Raw genomic sequence first — 18,168 nt, 5'->3', positions numbered from 1 at the left:
CTGAACCCCGTGTACGTCTTGTGCTGTGGATGAATACAAGCTCTCAGCATCCTGTGGACCCTTTGCCCGCTTATCCACAACGCCAGTCATGGACAGTTCGTGCACCGATTTATGGGCAGACCTCAGGCAGGGTTATCAACAGGACTCTGGAAAGGGGAGATGAGGACAGCCAAGGCCTGCGTTGCACAGGCCGGGAACGGCGGAAGGGAGGCTATTTGCCGATGCAGAAGCTGGAGAAGATGCGCCCGAGCAGGTCGTCGGAGCTGAAGGCGCCGGTGATCTCGCCAAGCACCTGCTGGGCCTGGCGCAGGTCTTCGGCCAGCAGCTCGCCGGAGCCGGCCAGGGTGAGTTGGCGATGGCCGTGGTCCAGGGCGCTGGCGGCCCGCTGCAGGGCATCCAGATGGCGGCGGCGGGCGCTGAAGCCGCCTTCGGTGGTCTGTTCGAAGCCCATGCAGGCCTTGAGATGCTCGCGCAGGGCTTCGATACCGGCGCCATCGGTGGCGCTGAGACTGATCTCGACCGGCTCGGTCGCCAGCAGCCCGGTAGGCTCACCGGTGAGGTCGGCCTTGTTGCGGATCACCGTCAGCTTGTCCAGCGGCGGCCGGGTGCTCAGCAGTTCCGGCCAGAGCGCCTGGGGATCCCGGGCTTCCGGAGCGCTGGCGTCCACCACCAGCAGCACCCGGTCGGCGCCGGCAATGGCATCCAGGGCGCGCTGGACCCCGATCTGCTCGACCCGGTCGCTGGTGTCACGCAAGCCGGCGGTATCGACCACATGCAGCGGCATGCCATCAATGTGGATATGTTCGCGCAGGACATCCCGGGTGGTGCCGGCGATGTCGGTGACGATGGCGGCCTCACGCCCGGCCAGGGCGTTGAGCAGGCTGGACTTGCCGGCATTGGGGCGACCGGCGATCACCACGGTCATGCCGTCGCGCAGCAGGGCGCCGCGGTTGGCTTCGCGCTGGACCTCGTGCAGTTCGGCCTGGACGCCCTCCAGCAGGCCCTGGACCCGGCCATCGGCGAGGAAGTCGATCTCTTCCTCGGGAAAGTCGATGGCCGCCTCGACATAGATGCGCAGGCGGATCAGCTGTTCGACCAGGCTCTCCACCCGGCGCGAGAATTCGCCCTGCAGCGAACGCAGGGCATTGCGCGCCGCCTGTTCGGTGCTGGCCTCGATGAGGTCGGCGATGGCTTCGGCCTGGGCCAGGTCGAGCTTGTCGTTGAGAAAGGCGCGTTCGCTGAATTCACCCGGGCGGGCCAGGCGCGCGCCCTCTTCCAGGGTGCGGCGCAGCAGCAGATCGAGGATCACCGGGCCGCCATGGCCCTGCAGCTCCAGCACATCTTCGCCGGTGAAGGAGTTGGGACCGGGAAAGAACAGCGCGATGCCGGCGTCCAGCACGCTGCCGTCGGCGGCGAGGAAGTTGCCGTAGTGGGCATGCCGGGGCGGCAGCTCGCGGCCGCAGATCGCCCGCGCCAGCGGGGCGGCCAGGGGACCGGAGACGCGGACGATGCCGACGCCGCCGCGCCCGGTGGCGGTGGCGATGGCGGCGATACTGTCGGAAGGCAGGGACATGACGATCCTCCAGAAAGCACGACGCCCCAATCAAGGGGCGTCGTGTGGACAGGGTGAGCGGGGTCAGGCCTTCTTGCTGGCCGCCTCGATCTTCCGGGTAATGTACCACTGCTGCAGGATCGACAGGCAGTTGTTGACGATCCAGTACAGCACCAGACCGGCCGGGAACCACAGGAAGAAGAAGGTGAAGATGATCGGCATCATCTTCATGACCTTGGCCTGCATGGGATCCGGCGGTGCCGGGTTCAGCATCTGCTGCACCAGCATGGTACCGCCCATGATGATTGGCAGGATGAAGAAGGGATCCTTGGCCGACAGGTCGGTGATCCAGAACATCCAGGGCGACTGGCGCATCTCGACGCTTTCCAGCAGCACCCAGTACAGCGCCAGGAACACCGGCATCTGCACCACGATGGGCAGGCAGCCACCCAGGGGATTGATCTTCTCCTTACGGTACAGCTCCATCATCGCCTGGGACATCTTCTGGCGATCGTCGCCATACTGTTCCTTCAGCGCCTGCAGTCGCGGGCCGACGGCACGCATGCGCGCCATGGAACGGTAGCTGGCGGCGGACAGCGGGAAGAACAGCATCTTGATGATGATGGTCAGGACGATGATCGACCAGCCCCAGTTACCCAGGATGCTGTGGATATGCTGCAGCAGCCAGAAGATCGGCTGGGCGATGAACCACAGGAAGCCGTAGTCGACCGTCAGTTCCAGGCCGTGGGACAGGGTCTTGAGGTGCTCCTGGATCTTCGGACCGGCGTAGAGGGTCAGTGAGGTCTCGCCCTTGCCACCCGCCGGCACGCTGAACTGCGGACCGGTGAAGCCGACGATGTAGTTGCCCTGGGCATCCTTGCGGGTGGTGATCTGGTGCTGCTCATCCTTGTTCGGCACCCAGGCGGTGACGAAGTAGTGCTGCAGCCAACCCACCCAGCCGCCCTGCACGGATTCCTGCAGGCGGTTCTTGTCCATGTCGCTCATGGACACCTTGCGGTAGGGCTCGGCCGGGGTGCCGACCGCGGCGCCCAGGTAGGTGGACACGCCGGTGGCGGTGGTGGCCGAGGGATCGCCGCTCTTGTCACGCTTGAGCTGGGCGTAGAGCACGCCGTTCCAGGCGTTGGCGCTGTGGTTGTCGATCAGATAGCTGACCTGGATCTGGTAGGCGTCCGGATTGATGCAGGTGATCTTCTTCTGCGCCTTCTCGGCGTCCGAACAATCGACCTTCAGGCCCCGGTGGAAGGTGAATCTCTTAGTGTAGTCCACGCCATTGGCCTGGTACTTGAGATCCACCACCAGTTGCGGCTGGCCATCGGCGAGCACGTAGCTGGACTGCGCCGAGGTGTACAGCGGACGACCGGCGCTGTTGGCGTCGGGTCCGTTGGCACCGGTCAGGCCGCTCTGGGCCAGATAGAGACGCTCGTTGCCGTTGTCGAACAGCATGAAGGGAACGTCGGGGTGGTCCTGGCGACGGGGGTACTGCACCAGTCCGAGCTGGACGATGTCACCACCGCGCGGATCGATGGCCAGATCCAGGACGTCGGTACGCACCTTGATGAGCGCGGTGCTCGGTTGGGCGGCCGAGTTGTCCACTGGCGCCGCGGCCTTGGCATCGGCCGGTACGTCGGTGGGCACGTTGGGGGTATCGCCCGGCAGGACGCTGGTCTGCGTCTTGGCCGTGGGCAGATCGGCCTGGCCGTAATCCTTGTTCCACTGGAAAACCAGGGTGTAGGACACGATCGCCAAGGCGGCAATGAGTAGCGGGCGCTTGATATCCATGTTTACTCGGCCATCGAAGAGGTCGGGGCTGGGTTCTTTGCGGGAGGAACGGGATCATATCCGCCTGAGTGCCAGGGATGGCACCGGCACAGTCGCCGTGTGGTCAGCCAGCCACCACGCAGCAGCCCGTGGCGCTCGATGGCTTCGAGGGCGTAACCGGAACAGGTCGGATAGAAACGACAGTGACTGGCCATCATGGGGCTGATGGCGTAACGGTAGAAGCGAATCAGCAGCAGGGCCGGTTTACGCATGAGCACCGTCGGGACTGTCGATTGGGTGGGCAACGGTCTTGCTCGCCTGGCGATTGAGACGTTTCCACAGTTGCAGCAGCTGATCGTGCAATTCGGGATTGTCGACTTCGCCAAGTCCCTTGCGGGCGACGAAGACCAGATCGAAGCTGCCCAGGCGGTCCTGATTCAGACGGAAGGAATCCCGGATGACCCGCTTGATGCGATTGCGCTCGACAGAAAGCCTGACGCTCTTCTTGCCGATGACCAGCCCGAGGCGGGAATGGTCGAGCCCATTGGCATGGGCGAGCAGCAGCAGGTGCTTGCCGGATGCCTTGTGGGTGGGAGAGTCAAAGACCGCTTGGAACTGTTGGGAGCTCAGTAAGCGCCTGTCCCGACCGAAACCCTGACTCACCACCTGACCGGGCAATCAGATCGCCAGACGCTTGCGGCCTTTGGCACGGCGACGGGACAGAACCTGACGGCCGTTCTTGGTTGCCATACGAGCACGGAAACCGTGGACACGGGCGCGCTTCAGGGTGCTGGGTTGGAAGGTGCGTTTCATGGACTTTTACCTAGGTGAAAGCGGCAAGGCATGAGTGCCCCGCGCAAAGAGACCGGCGATTCTAGAGAAAGCCTCGGTACAGGTCAATTTCCAACCAGCACCGGCTGACAGGAGACCAGGCAAATAAAATCAACAGGTCAGAAAGTTTTAAAAGACTGTTGAAGTGAATATGTATGGTGCAGCGGATTTCTGTGGATAGATCGTGCCAGGCCAGACGGGCTCTGACCGGAGCGGGGACGGAAAGTCTGTTTTCAACAGGTGCAGTTCGGGTGCTCTGCCTGCTGAGAGGCTGTGGATAAGCAAGGCGGTTACGCACAGTCGGATTATCCACAGCGAAAAGCCCCGGGATGTCCAGAGAGGTCAGACGGCGTTATCCACAGAGCTGACGGTCGTGCGTCCGCCCATTACCGTAGTGACGGCTATCTGTTGGGAAACTGCGCGGTCATGTGGATAACCCGGGTGGGGAGGGATACAATGGGCGTTTGCTCATGGCCCGTCCGGGCCGCTCCAGTTCTTGGGAGACGCTGTGTCGGTCGAACTCTGGCAACGTTGCGTGGATGTGCTGCGCGACGAGCTGCCTTCGCAACAATTCAATACCTGGATCCGGCCACTGCAGGTGGAAGCGGAAGGGGATGAGCTGCGGGTGTTCGCGCCCAATCGCTTCGTGCTCGACTGGGTCAACGAGAAGTACCTGAGCCGCATCCTCGAATTGCTCGAGGAACATGCCGACGACGGCATCGCCCCGGTGCTGTCCCTGTTGATCGGCAGCAAGCGCAGCAACAAGCCGCGTCCGGCGCAGACGCCAAGCAGCCAGAGCACCCCGCTGCCTCCTCCGGTGCAGGCTCCGCAGCCGATCCAGTCGGACATCGTCACCGCGGGCGTCGCCCTGGAAGACGTGACCGCGGAACTGGCCGAGGCCGACGAGCCGGCGGTCAAGACCGAACGCACCGTGCAGGTAGAGGGCGCGCTCAAGCACACCAGCTACCTGAACCGTACCTTCACCTTCGAGAACTTCGTCGAGGGCAAGTCCAACCAGCTGGCCCGCGCCGCGGCCTGGCAGGTGGCGGACAATCCCAAGCACGGCTACAACCCGCTCTTCCTTTATGGGGGCGTGGGTCTGGGTAAGACCCACCTGATGCACGCGGTGGGCAACCACCTGCTCAAGCGCAATCCGAACGCCAAGATCGTCTATCTGCATTCGGAGCGCTTCGTCGCCGACATGGTCAAGGCGCTGCAGCTCAACGCCATCAACGAATTCAAGCGCTTCTACCGCTCGGTGGACGCGCTGCTGATCGACGACATCCAGTTCTTCGCCCGCAAGGAGCGTTCGCAGGAAGAGTTTTTCCACACCTTCAATGCCCTGCTCGAAGGTGGACAACAGGTGATCCTCACCAGCGACCGCTATCCCAAGGAGATCGACGGCCTGGAAGAGCGGCTCAAGTCGCGCTTCGGCTGGGGTCTCACCGTGGCGGTGGAGCCGCCGGAGCTGGAAACGCGGGTGGCGATCCTGATGAAGAAGGCCGACCAGGCCAAGGTCGACCTGCCCCACGACGCCGCCTTCTTTATCGCCCAGCGCATCCGCTCCAACGTGCGGGAACTGGAAGGCGCGCTCAAGCGGGTAATCGCCCATGCCCACTTCATGGGCCGCGACATCACCATCGAGCTGATCCGCGAATCGCTCAAGGATCTCCTGGCACTGCAGGACAAGCTGGTCAGCATCGACAACATCCAGCGCACCGCGGCCGAGTACTACAAGATCAAGATCGCCGATCTGCTGTCCAAACGCCGCTCGCGTTCGGTGGCCCGGCCGCGGCAGGTCGCCATGGCGCTGTCCAAGGAGCTGACCAACCACAGCCTGCCGGAAATCGGCGACGCCTTTGGCGGACGCGATCACACGACGGTGTTGCACGCCTGTCGCAAGATCGCCGAACTTCGGGAATCCGACGCGGATATCCGCGAGGATTACAAGAACCTGCTGCGTACCCTGACGACCTGACGGACGCGGCCCTGGCAAGGACCTGACCATGCATTTCACCATTCAACGCGAAGCCCTGTTGAAACCGCTGCAGCTGGTGGCCGGTGTCGTGGAACGTCGGCAAACGCTGCCGGTGCTGTCCAACGTACTCCTGGTCGTTGAAGGCCAGCGGCTGTCGCTGACCGGTACCGACCTGGAAGTCGAGCTGGTTGGCCGGGTCGATCTGGAAGAAGCCGCCGAAGCCGGCGAGATCACCGTGCCGGCGCGCAAGCTGATGGATATCTGCAAGAGCCTGCAGCCCGATGCGCTGATCGACATCCGCACCGAGGAGCAGAAGCTGCTGATCCGTGCCGGACGCAGCCGTTTCACCCTGTCCACCCTGCCGGCCAACGACTTCCCCACCGTGGAGGAAGGTCCGGGTTCGCTGAAGTTCAGCATTCCCCAGGGGCGCCTGCGCCGCCTGATCGAGCGCACCGGCTTCGCCATGGCCCAGCAGGACGTGCGCTACTACCTCAACGGCATGCTACTGGAAGCCAGCACCGGGCGCCTGCGCGCCGTGGCCACCGATGGTCACCGCCTGGCCATGTGCATGCTGGAAGCCGACGTCGATCAGGCCGAGAAGCACCAGGTCATCGTTCCGCGCAAGGGCATCCTGGAATTGTCGCGCCTGCTCACCGAACCGGAAGAGCCGGTCAACGTGGTGCTGGGCCAGCACCATATCCGCGCCACCACCGGGGACTTCACCTTTACCTCCAAGCTGGTGGACGGCAAGTTCCCCGACTACGAGCGCGTCCTGCCGCGGCATGGCGACAAGCTGGTATTGGGCGAACGTCAGCACCTGCGCGAGGCGTTCAGCCGCACCGCCATTCTCTCCAACGAGAAGTACCGCGGTATCCGCCTGCAGCTGGAAAACGGCTTCATGAAGATCCAGGCCAACAACCCGGAGCAGGAAGAGGCCGAGGAAGAACTGCAGGTCGATTACGACGGCGGCAGCCTGGAGATCGGCTTCAACGTCAGCTACCTGCTCGACGTGCTCGGCGTAATGACCACCGACCAGGTGCGCATCACCCTGTCCGATTCCAGCAGCAGTGCGCTGTTGCAGGAGGCGGGCAACGACGATTCCTCCTATGTCGTGATGCCGATGCGCCTCTGATCGCCGCTCGATGACGCTGATCCGCTTCAACGCCGACCGCCTGCGCAATCTGCAGGCGGTCGCGCTTCAGCCCTCGCCCCGGGTCAACCTGCTGCACGGCGCCAACGGCAGCGGCAAGACCAGCCTGCTGGAAGCCATCCACCTGCTGGGCCTCGCCCGCTCCTTTCGCAGCACCAAGCTGGCGCCGGTCATCCAGCACGAGCAGGCCAGCTGCACGGTGTTCGGCCAGGTGCGGCTGCCCGGGGGCCAGGATTGCAACCTGGGCATCCAGCGCGAGCGCGGCGGCGACTATCAGATCCGCATCAATGGCGAGAATGCCCGCAGTGCGGCGCAGCTGGCCGAGGTGCTGCCGCTGCAGCTGATCAACCCCGACGGCTTCCGGCTGCTCGAAGGCAGTCCCAAAATCAGACGGCAGTTTCTCGACTGGGGCGTGTTCCACGAGGAACAGCGTTTTCTGCCCCTATGGCAACGCCTGCAAAAGGCGCTCAGGCAGCGAAATCACTGGCTCAGACGTGGTAAAATCGATCCTGCGGCGCAGGCCGCCTGGGATCAGGAACTGGCCCTAGCCAGTGCCGAGATCGATGGCTTTCGCCAGGCCTACATCCAGCGCCTGAAACCGGAATTCACCGCGGTGCTGGCCGAACTGATCCAGCTCGACGGCCTGACCCTGAGTTACTACCGCGGCTGGGACCGCGAGCGCGATTTGCGCGAGGTGCTGGCAGATAGCCTGCCGCGGGATCTGCAGCTGGGGCATACCCAGGCCGGCCCCCAGCGCGCCGACTTGCGGATCCGCATCGGCAATCACAACGCGGCGGACATCCTGTCGCGCGGCCAGCAGAAGCTGGTGGTGTGCGCATTGCGCATCGCCCAGGGGCGGCTGGTCAACCAGGTCAAGCGGGGCCAGTGCGTCTATCTCATCGACGACCTGCCCTCGGAACTGGACGAGGGACACCGGCTGGCCTTGTGCCGGCTGCTGGAGGCACTGGAGTGCCAAGTCTTCATCACCTGTGTCGAGCGCGAGACGCTACAGGCCGCCTGGCGGCCGGAGACAGAGGTCAGCGTGTTCCACGTGGAACACGGCCATATCAAGCAGACCCACACTAGCGGGAGCCAAGCATGAGCGAGACCAATACCTACGACTCTTCCAGCATCAAGGTGCTGAAGGGACTGGATGCCGTGCGCAAGCGCCCCGGCATGTACATCGGCGACACCGATGACGGCACCGGCCTGCACCACATGGTCTTCGAGGTGGTGGACAACTCCATCGACGAGGCCCTGGCCGGCTTCTGCAGCGAGATCAGCATCACCATCCACATGGACGAATCCATCACCGTGCGCGACAACGGTCGCGGCATCCCGGTGGATATCCACAAGGAAGAAGGCGTTTCCGCGGCCGAGGTCATCATGACCGTGCTGCACGCCGGCGGTAAGTTCGACGACAACACCTACAAGGTGTCCGGCGGCCTGCACGGCGTGGGCGTCTCGGTGGTGAACGCCCTGTCCGAGGAGCTGCGGCTGACCATTCGCCGCGCCGGCCAGGTGTGGGAGCAGGTCTATGTGCATGGCGTGCCCCAGGCGCCGCTGGCGGTGATCGGCGAGACCGACACCACCGGTACCCAGGTGCACTTCAAGCCGTCCGCCGAGACCTTCAGCAACATCCAGTTCAGCTGGGACATCCTGGCCAAGCGGATTCGTGAGCTGTCCTTCCTCAACTCCGGTGTCGGCATCGTCCTGCGCGACGAGCGCAGCGGCAAGGAAGAGCTGTTCAAGTACGAAGGCGGCCTGCGTGCCTTCGTCGACTACCTCAACACCAACAAGACCGCGGTGAACGAGGTGTTCCATTTCCAAGTGCAGCGCGACGACGATGGCGTCGGCGTGGAAGTGGCCCTGCAGTGGAACGACAGCTTCAACGAGAACATCCTCTGCTTCACCAACAACATTCCCCAGCGCGATGGCGGTACCCACCTGGCGGGCTTCCGCTCGGCACTGACGCGCAACCTGAACAACTACATCGAGGCCGAGGGCCTGGCCAAGAAGTTCAAGGTGGCCACCACCGGTGACGACGCCCGCGAAGGCCTGACCGCCATCATCTCGGTCAAGGTGCCGGATCCCAAGTTCTCCTCCCAGACCAAGGACAAGCTGGTCTCCTCCGAGGTGAAGACCGCTGTGGAGCAGGAGATGGGCAAGTACTTCTCCGACTTCCTGCTGGAGAATCCCAACGAGGCCAAGGCGGTGGTCGGCAAGATGATCGACGCGGCCCGGGCCCGGGAAGCGGCGCGCAAGGCGCGGGAGATGACCCGCCGCAAGGGCGCCCTGGACATCGCCGGTCTGCCCGGCAAGCTGGCGGACTGCCAGGAAAAGGACCCGGCGCTGTCCGAACTCTACATCGTGGAGGGTGACTCCGCCGGTGGTTCGGCCAAGCAGGGCCGCAACCGGCGCACCCAGGCGATCCTGCCGCTCAAGGGCAAGATCCTCAACGTCGAGAAGGCCCGCTTCGACAAGATGCTCTCCTCCCAGGAGGTGGGCACCCTGATCACCGCGCTGGGCTGCGGTATCGGTCGCGAAGAGTTCAATATCGACAAGCTGCGCTACCACAACATCATCATCATGACCGATGCTGACGTCGACGGTTCGCACATCCGTACCCTGCTGCTGACCTTCTTCTTCCGCCAGATGCCGCTGTTGATCGAGCGGGGCTACATCTACATCGCTCAGCCGCCGCTGTACAAGGTGAAGCGTGGCAAGCAGGAGCAGTACATCAAGGACGACGAGGCGATGGAGGAATACCTGACCCAGACCGCCCTCGAGGAAGCCAGCCTGCATGTCAACGAGAACGCCCCGGGCCTGTCCGGCGTGGAACTCGAGAAGCTGGTGAACAGCTATCGCCAGGTGATGAAGACCTTCAAGCGCCTGTCGCGCCTCTATCCGGCCGACGTCAGCGAACACCTGCTGTACCTGCCCCGCGTGGGCGTGGAGCAGCTGGGTGACGAGGCGGCCATGCGCCAGTGGCTGGCCGGCCTGGAGACGCGCCTCAAGGCTGCCGAGCGCAATGGCACCACCTACACCCTGAGCCTGCGCGAAGACCGCGAGCGCAGCCTGTGGCTGCCGGAGGTCGAGACCCGTGCCCACGGCCTGTCCAGCTACGTCACCTTCAACCGGGATTTCTTCGGCAGCAACGACTACCGCCTGGTGACCGAGCTGGCTGCCCAGCTGGACAACCTGCTGGAGGAAGGCGCCTACGCCAAGCGTGGCGAACGCCGGCGCCCGGTCAGCACCTTCAAGGAAGCCTGGGAATGGCTGATGGTGGAGACCAGCAAGAGATTCAACATCCAGCGCTACAAGGGCCTGGGCGAGATGAATCCGGATCAGCTGTGGGAAACCACCATGGACCCGAACGTGCGCCGCATGCTGCAGGTGACCATCGAGGACGCCATCGCCGCCGATCAGATCTTCAACACCCTGATGGGCGATCAGGTGGAGCCGCGCCGCGACTTCATCGAGAGCAATGCCTTGGCCGTGTCGAACCTCGACGTCTGATCCGGCGGTTATGCACAAGCCCCGCCATGCGGGGCTTTTTTGTGGAAAACATTCTGTCTAGAGAGCCGCAGCGTTTCGTTCCCCGGGAGCGAACGCCGTTCATCTTATAGCCAGAGGTTTTGTGGATAGTTTTCCTCAGCCGCTTTTGATCACCACAGAAAATTTGCGTAAAGAGGCCGTGCCATGCGGCATAGAGACACAGGCTATAACGGATGATCCTGTGGATAAGCCTGGGAATAAGCTTGTCGGTACTTGTGGATGAAGACTCATCCGAGGTAGCGGGCCAAAATCCGCCCACACCAAAGGCTTGATCTGGCCTGTGGATAAGTCTGTGGGAAAAGGGCGGAAAAGGGGTGGAAACAGCCAGGCCTCGCGGCCTGGCGGTCAGGCTACGCAGCGCGGGCGGGACTGGCGTCGGGCTTGGTCGCCAGAGCCTGTTCGATGAAGGCGAAGCAGCGGGCATTGAGATCGACGATGGCGCGCGGATCCTGACCCTGGGGATGGAGCAGCGGACCGATGCTGACCTTGATGGTCCCCGGCGACTTGATCCAGGAGCGATTGGGCCAGTAGGCACCGGCGTCATGGGCGATGGGCAGGATGGGCACGTTCAGGCTGCAGGCCAGGGCGGCGCCACCGCGAGAGAACTTGCCCATCTGGCCATGATCGATGCGGGTGCCCTGGGGAAAGATCAGCACCCAGCAACCCTGGGCCAGGTAGCGACCGCCCTGCTCCGTCAGCTGCTGCAGGGCCAGCTTGCCGTTGTCGCGGTCGATGGCGATCGGCTTGAGCAGCGAGAAGGCCCAGCCAAAGAAGGGAATCCGCAGCAATTCGCGCTTGATCACCTGGGAGGTGGGCTCGAACTGGGCGGACAGAAAAAAGGTTTCCCAGGTGCTCTGGTGATTGGCCACGATCACGCAGGGCTGCGCCGGGACGTTTTCCAGGCCTTCGATCTCGTAACGGATACCGCAGATGACCTTGGCCAGCCAGACGGCGAAACCGGTCCAGGCCTTGACCACCAGCCGATAGCGGGCGCGATAGGCCAGGAAGGGCGCGATCAGCAGGCTGACGCAGGACCAGAGGATGCCGCTGGTTCCCAGCAGCACATAGAACAACAGGGTACGCAAGAGCCGCATCAGGGCGCTTCCTCGAGCAGGTGATCAGCCACCGCGGCCAGGTCGACGAAGACCCGGGTGCCGGCTGGCAAAGGCTTGGCCAGGGTGCGTTCACCCTTGCCGGTCCGCACCAGACAGGGCGTGCAGCCAAGGGCCACGCCGGCTTCCAGATCGCGCAGGCTGTCGCCCACCACCGGCACGCCGCTCAGGTCGGCACGGCCATAGTGGTGGGCGATGGCGCGAAACAGGCCGGGCAGCGGCTTGCGGCAGTCGCAGCCCGCTTCCGGGCCATGGGGGCAGTGCAGGATCAGGTCGACCCGACCGCCCTCCTCCGCCAGCAGCCGCTGCAGTTTCTCGTGCATGGCCGTCAGGTCGTCTTCCGTGAAGTAGCCGCGGGCCAGGCCGGACTGGTTGGTGGCCACGGCCACCTGCCAACCGGCCCGGTTCAGGCGAGCGATGGCGGCGAGGCTGCCGGGCAGCGGTTGCCACTGCTCGGCGCTGCGCACGTAGTCATCGGAATCGACATTGATGACGCCATCGCGGTCCAGCACGATCAGCTTCATGCCCTAGCCCAGCACCGAGATGTCGGCGATGCCCAGGAACAGGCCACGCAGGTGGGCGAGCAGCGCATAGCGATTGGCGCGGACGCGCTCGTCCTCGGCGTTGACCAGCACCTCGTCGAAGAAGGCATCCACCGGGGCGCGCAGGCTGGCCAGGCGCTCCAGGGCTTCGCGATAACGGCGGGCTTCGGCCAGGGGCGCGGCTTCTCGCTCGGCATCGGCGATGGCCGCGGCCAGGGTGCGCTCGGCGTCGGTCTCGAACAGAGCGGCATCGGCCTGGGTGGCGACCGTGCCCTCGAACTTGCCGAGGAGGTTGGAGACGCGCTTGTTGGCGGCGGCCAGGGCTTCGGCTTCGGGCAGGCGGCGGAAGGCCTGCACGGCCTGGACGCGCTGATCGAAGTCCAGCGCCGAAGCCGGGCGCAGGGCCCGCACGGCCAGGTAGGCGGCGGTGTCGACGCCTTCGTCCTCGTAGCGGGCACGCAGGCGGTCGAAGACGAAGTCCAGCACCTGCTCCTGCAGCCCCGCGGCCTTGACCCGCTCGCCGTAACCGGCGATGGCGAAGGCGACGGCGGCTGGCAGATCCAGCTCCAGACCTTTCTCGATGAGGATGCGCAGCACCCCCAGGGCCTGACGGCGCAGGGCGAAGGGGTCCTTGCTGCCGGTGGGCAGCATGCCGATGCCAAAGATGCCGACCAGGGTGTCGAGCTTGTCGGCCAGGGCCACGGCGGCCCCGGTCAGGGTCTGCGGCAATTCGGCGCCGGCGCCGCGCGGCATGTACTGCTCGTTGAGCGCCAGGGCCACGTCATCGGCCTCGCCGCCCTTCTTGGCGTAGTAGTAGCCGGCGATGCCCTGCATCTCCGGGAATTCGCCGACCATCTCGGTGGCCAGGTCGCACTTGGCGAGCACACCGGCGCGGTGGGCGCGCTCGGCATCACCGCCGATGCGTTCGGCGATAAAGGCGGCCAGGGCGGCGACGCGCTGGGCCTTGTCGTAGACGGTGCCGAGCTGGGCCTGGAAGACCACGTTCTTGAGACGCTCGTTGAAGCTTTCCAGCGGCTGCTTCTGGTCCTGCTTGAAGAAGAACTCGGCGTCGGTGAGACGGGGGCGGACCACCTTCTCGTTGCCGCTGACGATCTGCGCCGGGTCCTTGCTCTCCAGGTTGGCCACGGTGATGAAGCGCGGCAGGAGCTTGCCCTGGGCGTCCAGCAGGCAGAAGTACTTCTGGTTGTCCTGCATGGTGGTGATCAGGGCTTCCTGGGGCACCTCGAGGAAGCGTTCCTCGAAGGCGCAGACCAGCGGCACCGGCCATTCCACCAGGGCGGTCACCTCGTCCAGCAGCGCGGGCGGCACCACGGCGCTGCCCTGCTCCGCCGCGGCCAGTTCGGCCACGCGGGACTCGATCAGCTGACGCCGTTCGGCGAAGTCGGCCAGCACATGGGCGGCGCGCAGGTCGGCGGCGTAGTGGGCCGGCGCGCTGATGCGCACGGCGTCGGGATGGTGGAAGCGATGACCGCGGGACTCACGGCCGGCGCGGCGGGTCAGGATCTCGCAGTCGATGACCTCGTCACCTAGCAGCATCACCAGCCACTGGGTGGGACGCACGAATTCCTCGCGGCGGGCGGCCCAGCGCATGCGCTTGGGAATCGGCAGCTCGGCCAGGGAGGCTTCGACGATGCCGGGCAGCAGGCTGGCCGCCGGCTGGCCGGGAATGCTCTGGGAGAATCTCAGCTTGGGACCGCTGCGGTCGATGGCGCTGATGTCGACGCCACACTTGCGGGCGAAGCCCAGGGCCGCCTGGGTCGGCTGGCCATCGGCGCCAAAGGCGGCCTGGAGCGGCGGGCCGTCCAGGTTGACGCTACGCTCGGGCTGCTGGGTCTGCAGGGCTTCGACCAGCACCGCCAGACGGCGCGGCGCGGCATAGGCGCGGGCGCCGGCATAGCCGAGACCGGCCTGCTTGAGGCCCTTCTCGATGCCGGCGAGAAAGCTGTCGCCAAGGGTCTTGAGCGCCTTGGGTGGCAGTTCTTCGGTACCCAGTTCGACCAGGAAATCCAGAGTGGTGCTCATCATTCGCCCTCCTTGAGCAGCGCCTGGACATCGTCGCGCCCCAGGACCTCGTCACGCAGCGCGGGGCTGGCCAGCGGGAAGCCCAGCCGGGCCCGGGCCTTGAAGTAGCCCTGGGCGACGCTGCGCGCCAGGGTGCGCACGCGCAGGATGTAGCGCTGGCGCTCGGTCACCGAGATGGCCCGGCGGGCGTCCAGCAGGTTGAAGGTGTGGGAGGCCTTGAGCACCATCTCGTAGGTGGGCAGCGGCAGGTCCAGGGCGATCAGGCGATTGGCCTCGGACTCGTAGAAGTCGAACAGTTCGAACAGCTTGGGCACATTGGCGTGCTCGAAGTTGTAGGTGCTCTGCTCCACCTCGTTCTGGTGGAAGACGTCGCCGTAGGTCACGGTGCCGAAGGGGCCGTCGGCCCAGATCAGGTCATAGACCGAATCCACGCCCTGCAGGTACATGGCCAGGCGCTCCAGACCATAGGTGATCTCGCCGGTCACGGGGTAGCACTCGAGACCGCCGGCCTGCTGGAAGTAGGTGAATTGGGTGACTTCCATGCCGTTGAGCCAGACTTCCCAGCCCAGACCCCAGGCGCCCAGGGTGGGCGATTCCCAGTTGTCCTCGACGAAGCGCACGTCGTGCACCAGCGGATCCAGGCCGATGGCGGCCAGGGAGCCCAGGTAGAGCTCCTGGAAGTTGTCCGGGTTGGGCTTCAAGACCACCTGGAACTGGTAGTAGTGCTGCAGGCGATTGGGGTTTTCGCCGTAGCGGCCGTCGGTGGGGCGGCGGCTGGGCTGCACATAGGCGGCGTTCCAGGTCTCGGGACCGATGGCGCGCAGGAAGGTGGCGGTGTGGAAGGTACCGGCGCCGACTTCCATGTCATAGGGCTGGAGTACCACGCAGCCCTGCTCGGCCCAGTATTGCTGCAAGGCCAGGATCAAGTCTTGGAAGGTGCGCACGGTGGGCTTGGACTGGCTCACGAAAAATACCCGTTCGGCTGCGACGAAAAGCCGAGGAGTATAGCCGAAAGCCGGGAGGGACCGCATGGGCTCGTAGGGCTGCCCGGCGGTATTTGGCGGGGATGGCCGGCTGCGCGCTTTATCGCGGCCATGGGCCGCTCCTACAGATACGGGTTGGCCTGTAGGAGCGGCCCATGGCCGCGATAAAGGTAGCTGCTCCTACGGTAGCAGCGCCTGCGGCCTGTTAGAAACGTGCGTTCAGAGCATTCGCCATGCTACCCATTCCAGAGGCGGTTATGACTCGCCTCCGCTGTCGGGCAATTGCGCTAAGGTGAGGCCTTCCCTCCTCGACCGAGTCTTCGCCATGCCGCGTTGCTTCTGGTGCACCGCCGATCCGTTGTACATCGAGTATCACGACCACGAGTGGGGCGTGCCCCAGCGCGATCCGGCGGTGCTCTTCGAATTCCTCCTGCTGGAGGGCTTCCAGGCCGGACTGTCGTGGATCACCGTGCTGAAGAAGCGCGAGCGCTATCGTCAGGTGCTGCATGGCTTCGATCCCAGGCGCCTGGCGCAGTTGAGCGATGCCGAGATCGCGGTGCTGATGCAGGACCCGGGCATCATCCGCAATGGCGCCAAGCTGCGCGCCGCTCGTCAGAACGCCCAGGCCTGGTTGCGCCTCGAAGACCCTGCCGGCTGGCTGTGGTCCTTTGTCGGCGGTACTCCGCGCATCAATCGTTTCCGTGATCGCAGCGAGGTGCCGGCGATCACCCCGGAAGCCGAGGCCATGAGCAAGGCGCTCAAGCGGGCCGGTTTCACCTTTGTCGGGCCGACCATCTGCTATGCCTTCATGCAGGCCATGGGCCTGGTCATGGACCATACCCTCGACTGCGACCGCCATGGCGAATTGGCGTCTGCGTCGGCAGAGCTGCAGGAAAAGTCGAATGTATAGCTGCCAGTTGGCGCGAACCTTACGCTTTCTTAACGTTTCCGGGGTCTGTAGACGGTAAACTGTCTGGGCATTCAGACAGGAGCCCCTCTTTTGGAAAGATTCAAAGGCGCGCTGATGATCGCCTTCCTGCGCCTTTTCGCCCTGCTGCCCTGGCCGCTGGTGCAGCGCCTGGGTGGATTCATCGGCTGGTGCATGTGGAAGCTGCCGACCCGCGCCAGCAAGGTCACCCGCATCAACCTCGCCCACTGTTTTCCCGAACTCGATGCCGCCGGTCTGGAACGGCTGTCGCGCGAGTGCCTGCGCGGCATCGGCAAGACCCTGACCGAAAGCGCCTGCGCCTGGATCTGGTCGCCGCAGCGTTCCTTGCGCCTGGTGCGCGAGGTGGAAGGGATGGACGTCCTGCAGGAAGCCCTGGCCTCCGGCGATGGCGTGGTGGGCATCACCAGCCACCTGGGCAACTGGGAGTTGCTCAACCACTTCTACTGCTCCCACGCCAAGCCGATCATCTTCTACCGGCCGCCCAAGCTCAAGGCGGTGGACGAGCTGCTCAAGCGCCAGCGGGTACAGCTGGGCAATCGGGTGGCGCCCTCCACCCCGGAAGGCATCATCAGCGTGATCAAGGAAGTCCGGCGCGGCGGCGCCGTGGGCATTCCGGCGGATCCCGAGCCGAGTCGCAGCGCCGGCCTCTTCGTGCCCTTCCTCGGCACCACCGCCCTGACCAGCAAGTTCGTGCCCTCGCTGCTGGCGCGCGGCAAGGCCCGCGGGGTGTTCTTCCATGCTGTGCGCCTGGCGGACGGCAGCGGCTACAAGGTGATCCTGGAAGCCGCGCCCGCGGCCATGTACGACCCGGATCCGGAGGTCTCGGTGGCCGCCATGAGCGAGGTGCTGGCCGGCTACGTGCGGCGCTATCCGACCCAGTACATGTGGAGCATGAAGAGATTCAAGAATCGCCCGGATGGCGAGGAGAAGTGGTACTAGGCCGCTTGCCAGCCCGGGTCATGCCCGGGCGCTGAACCTCGAGCGGTCATCCCATGAGCTATCGCTCGGCGCTTCGCCAGCACCGTTCGGTCGGTGCGCGGCTGACAGGCGCCGGGCTTTGCCGGAAGCTGCCAGGACCTCAAGGGAGCGCCTAAGCCAGGGAGTCAGGCGATGAATTCGCGCGATCAGCGCCAGCATACCCGTACCCCGCTCAAGTGCCGGCTGTGGATCGCCTATCCGGATGGCGAGATCGTCGGCGAGACCCGCGACCTGTCCGATGGCGGCGTCTATGTGGTGCACCCCGAGCTGACCCGACTGCCGCAGGGCACCCGCGTGGTCGGCCAGGTGCTCGACCTGCCGATCGAAGCGCCCAAGGTGACTATGGAAGTCATGCGCACCGATGGTGACGGCGCGGGCCTCAGATTCCTGCGCGATCAGGACTGAGCGCGGCGCGCCAGGCGCTTGAGAAACACCGTCATCTCCTTTTCCGCCTGCTTGTCGCCCTTGGCCTGCGCCGCCTGCAGGCCCTGGGTCCAGGCCGCCTCGGCGCTGGCCAGGTCGCCACTCCCCTCATGGGCCTTGCCCAGCAGTTTCCAGGCCGCCGAATAGGCCGGATCGAATTCGACGCAGCGCGCCAGGTGCTCGATCGCCCGGACGGGCTCTCCGGCATCCAGATAGCCCTTGCCCAGACCGAATCTGAGCAGGGCGTTGTCCTGGCCGCGGGCGAGCATCTTTTCCAGGGATTCGAGCAT

17 protein-coding genes are annotated in these 18,168 nt (G+C 64.8%); 7 read left to right on the top strand and 10 right to left on the bottom strand.

The features are described from left to right. Window positions 1–211 precede the first annotated feature (211 nt). The 5 genes from mnmE to rpmH form a co-directional block, all read right to left on the bottom strand. Window positions 212–1,573 (bottom strand): tRNA uridine-5-carboxymethylaminomethyl(34) synthesis GTPase MnmE, encoded by a 1,362-nt coding sequence (gene mnmE, locus DBY63_RS08125; protein WP_108582204.1) that lies wholly within the window; start codon window positions 1,571–1,573, stop codon window positions 212–214. A 63-nt stretch (window positions 1,574–1,636) separates the two neighbouring features. Further along, a complete protein-coding gene (gene yidC / locus DBY63_RS08120; RefSeq protein WP_027598723.1) occupies window positions 1,637–3,352 on the bottom strand; it encodes a membrane protein insertase YidC in 1,716 nt (571 codons plus the stop codon). Between the two features lie 2 nt (window positions 3,353–3,354). Next, on the bottom strand, window positions 3,355–3,603 hold the full coding sequence (gene yidD, locus DBY63_RS08115; RefSeq protein ID WP_007160132.1) for a membrane protein insertion efficiency factor YidD: 249 nt from the start codon (window positions 3,601–3,603) through the stop codon (window positions 3,355–3,357). Further along, window positions 3,596–3,997, bottom strand: coding sequence for a ribonuclease P protein component (gene rnpA / locus DBY63_RS08110; RefSeq protein WP_108582264.1), 402 nt, complete (start codon window positions 3,995–3,997; stop codon window positions 3,596–3,598). Before rnpA ends, yidD begins: the two co-directional genes overlap by 8 nt. Before the next feature lie 12 nt (window positions 3,998–4,009). After that, on the bottom strand, window positions 4,010–4,144 hold the full coding sequence (gene rpmH, locus DBY63_RS08105; protein ID WP_007160134.1) for a 50S ribosomal protein L34: 135 nt from the start codon (window positions 4,142–4,144) through the stop codon (window positions 4,010–4,012). Between the two features lie 526 nt (window positions 4,145–4,670). Between rpmH and dnaA the strand changes: the two genes are divergently transcribed. From dnaA to gyrB, 4 genes are read left to right on the top strand one after another with little or no spacing between them, the layout of a single operon-like run. Further along, window positions 4,671–6,140, top strand: a complete 1,470-nt coding sequence (gene dnaA, locus DBY63_RS08100) for a chromosomal replication initiator protein DnaA (protein ID WP_007160135.1) — start codon at window positions 4,671–4,673, stop codon at window positions 6,138–6,140. 28 nt (window positions 6,141–6,168) lie between these two features. Then, the gene (dnaN, locus tag DBY63_RS08095; protein WP_007160136.1) at window positions 6,169–7,272 is read left to right on the top strand and encodes a DNA polymerase III subunit beta; all 1,104 of its coding nucleotides are present in this window, start codon (window positions 6,169–6,171) and stop codon (window positions 7,270–7,272) included. A gap of 10 nt (window positions 7,273–7,282) precedes the next feature. Continuing rightward, window positions 7,283–8,392 carry a DNA replication/repair protein RecF gene (gene recF, locus DBY63_RS08090; protein WP_007160137.1) on the top strand — a complete coding sequence of 370 codons (1,110 nt, stop codon included), beginning with the start codon at window positions 7,283–7,285 and terminating at the stop codon, window positions 8,390–8,392. Continuing rightward, the gene (gyrB, locus tag DBY63_RS08085) at window positions 8,389–10,809 is read left to right on the top strand and encodes a DNA topoisomerase (ATP-hydrolyzing) subunit B (protein ID WP_027598724.1); all 2,421 of its coding nucleotides are present in this window, start codon (window positions 8,389–8,391) and stop codon (window positions 10,807–10,809) included. Before recF ends, gyrB begins: the two co-directional genes overlap by 4 nt. Window positions 10,810–11,198: 389 nt before the next feature. Here gyrB and DBY63_RS08080 read toward each other — a convergent pair whose 3' ends face one another. The 4 genes from DBY63_RS08080 to glyQ are packed head-to-tail and all read right to left on the bottom strand — an operon-like array spanning window position 11,199 to window position 15,510. After that, a complete protein-coding gene (locus DBY63_RS08080) occupies window positions 11,199–11,942 on the bottom strand; it encodes a lysophospholipid acyltransferase family protein (protein WP_027598725.1) in 744 nt (247 codons plus the stop codon). Continuing rightward, on the bottom strand, window positions 11,942–12,484 hold the full coding sequence (gene gmhB / locus DBY63_RS08075; RefSeq protein WP_027598726.1) for a D-glycero-beta-D-manno-heptose 1,7-bisphosphate 7-phosphatase: 543 nt from the start codon (window positions 12,482–12,484) through the stop codon (window positions 11,942–11,944). Before gmhB ends, DBY63_RS08080 begins: the two co-directional genes overlap by 1 nt. A gap of 3 nt (window positions 12,485–12,487) precedes the next feature. Further along, the gene (gene glyS / locus DBY63_RS08070) at window positions 12,488–14,545 is read right to left on the bottom strand and encodes a glycine--tRNA ligase subunit beta (protein WP_027598727.1); all 2,058 of its coding nucleotides are present in this window, start codon (window positions 14,543–14,545) and stop codon (window positions 12,488–12,490) included. Next, window positions 14,545–15,510 (bottom strand): glycine--tRNA ligase subunit alpha, encoded by a 966-nt coding sequence (glyQ, locus tag DBY63_RS08065; protein ID WP_027598728.1) that lies wholly within the window; start codon window positions 15,508–15,510, stop codon window positions 14,545–14,547. The genes glyS and glyQ overlap by 1 nt, the downstream gene beginning before the upstream one ends. Before the next feature lie 343 nt (window positions 15,511–15,853). On the opposite strand from glyQ, the gene DBY63_RS08060 reads away from it, so the two are divergent. From DBY63_RS08060 to DBY63_RS08050, 3 genes are all read left to right on the top strand, one after another. Beyond that, complete coding sequence (locus tag DBY63_RS08060) at window positions 15,854–16,438, top strand: DNA-3-methyladenine glycosylase I (protein WP_027598729.1); 585 nt, start codon at window positions 15,854–15,856, stop codon at window positions 16,436–16,438. Between the two features lie 90 nt (window positions 16,439–16,528). After that, entirely contained in the window at window positions 16,529–17,416 is an 888-nt protein-coding gene (locus DBY63_RS08055; RefSeq protein ID WP_044341240.1) for a lysophospholipid acyltransferase, read from the top strand. A 171-nt stretch (window positions 17,417–17,587) separates the two neighbouring features. Then, window positions 17,588–17,860, top strand: coding sequence for a PilZ domain-containing protein (locus DBY63_RS08050; protein ID WP_007160145.1), 273 nt, complete (start codon window positions 17,588–17,590; stop codon window positions 17,858–17,860). On the opposite strand, the gene DBY63_RS08045 is transcribed toward DBY63_RS08050, so the two are convergent. Then, the gene (locus DBY63_RS08045) at window positions 17,851–18,168 is read right to left on the bottom strand and encodes a tetratricopeptide repeat protein (RefSeq protein ID WP_027600509.1); all 318 of its coding nucleotides are present in this window, start codon (window positions 18,166–18,168) and stop codon (window positions 17,851–17,853) included. The genes DBY63_RS08050 and DBY63_RS08045 overlap by 10 nt on opposite strands.

Source organism: Pseudomonas sp. RIT411, from assembly GCF_003057735.2.
Lineage (GTDB): Bacteria > Pseudomonadota > Gammaproteobacteria > Pseudomonadales > Pseudomonadaceae > Chryseomonas > Chryseomonas oryzihabitans.
The sequence above is the reverse complement of the archived record's forward strand: the minus strand, read 5'-3'. Positions and strand labels throughout refer to the sequence as shown.